General features: G+C 77.6%; 1 pseudogene. It reads right to left on the bottom strand.

Annotation, left to right across the window (positions count from 1 at the left end):
- Positions 1 to 818 (bottom strand): annotated as a pseudogene (locus tag P3W85_RS03150) (hypothetical protein); the annotation flags it as partial.

The following is an 818-nucleotide window of genomic DNA, read 5'->3' as shown; positions in this document are numbered from 1 at the left end:
CCGCCGCTGGCGGTGCGATCGGTGCCGGCGGCACTGGCGCAGCGATGGGTGCGCGGGGAGGCATCGGCGCCATCTGCGCCATCGCTGGCGGCGCGGGCATGGCTGGTGCCGCCGGCGCCGCCGCTGGCGGTGCGTCCGCATAGCCGGAGGCAGCCGGGGCCGGCGTTGGGCTGCCTGGCGCCGGCCCCGCCCGCTCCGCCAGCGCCTGCGGCGCGGCTTCGCTCCTCGTTTCGGCAGCCGGCGTGCTCCTTGCCTGTGCGGATGCCGCGGGTGGCGGCGCCTCGGCGCGCGCTGCCTGCGATGGCTGCCGCGTGGCGGAGCCGGCTTGCGCGGGCTGCGGTGGGGTTGCCTGAGGCGGTTGCTGCCGCGCCTGCGCGGCCGGGCTGGCAGCATCGGCCTGCATTGCCGGGGTGGAGGGCGGGCCGTTCTTCTTGTCCTTCACCGGCGCTTCGGCGGGCAGCACGATGGCGCCGTCGCGCAGGTCGAACTGGCGCATGACGATCTGCAGCGATAGCACGGCCACGCCCGCGGCGCCCGCGAGCGCGCCCAGCGCGGGCCACCAGCGCCGGGCCGCCCTGGCGGCGGCCGGCTTGCCTGCGGCCTGCGGCCCGGCTTGCGCGTGCTCCCGCAGCCATGCCTGGGTTTCCTTGCCGACCTGCGCCCCGAGCACGCTCCGGGCGGGGTCGCCGCGCCGGATTTCGTCCAGCGTGGCGGTGCGGCGCGCTGCCTGCGCTGCCTGCAGCCGCGCCGCTTCTGCCATGACCGAGGCCTGCAATCCGGGCGGCGCGGTGAAGTCCAGGCCGGCGTCCCCGATATCT

This window comes from Cupriavidus basilensis (assembly GCF_029335485.1).
GTDB classification, from domain to species: domain Bacteria; phylum Pseudomonadota; class Gammaproteobacteria; order Burkholderiales; family Burkholderiaceae; genus Cupriavidus; species Cupriavidus basilensis_E.
The sequence above is the reverse complement of the archived record's forward strand: the minus strand, read 5'-3'. Positions and strand labels throughout refer to the sequence as shown.